The sequence below is a fragment of the Shewanella sp. S1-58-MNA-CIBAN-0166 genome, from assembly GCF_040310085.1.
Lineage (GTDB): Bacteria > Pseudomonadota > Gammaproteobacteria > Enterobacterales > Shewanellaceae > Shewanella.
Genome location: NZ_JBEOPN010000138.1, coordinates 1 through 273, shown reverse-complemented (window position 1 = coordinate 273; position 273 = coordinate 1). Strand labels below are relative to the sequence as shown.

At 45.8% G+C, this 273-nt stretch carries 1 pseudogene; it reads left to right on the top strand.

Annotated elements, in window-relative coordinates:
* Positions 1-273, top strand: a pseudogene (locus tag AAEY99_RS21430) (nicotinate phosphoribosyltransferase); the annotation flags it as partial.

The window sequence follows — 273 nt, the reverse complement described above, 5'->3', positions numbered from 1 at the left end:
AAACTGGCCCATTCAAACAAGTGCAACAACGTCAGTTGCCTATTTGAAAGTATTCAAAGAGTTTGCAGAAAAGACCGGGTTACCAATGGATTTTGTGCCTTTTCAGGGGCATGACTTCAGCTTTAGAGGCATGTTTGGTAAACAAGCTGCGGCAATGAGTGGTTTTGGCCATTTGGCGTCAGGTCTCGTTGGAACCGATACGATTCCCGCCGTACTATTTGCAGAAAAGTATTATGGTGCCAATGTGGATGCTGAGCTAGTGGGGTGTTCAGT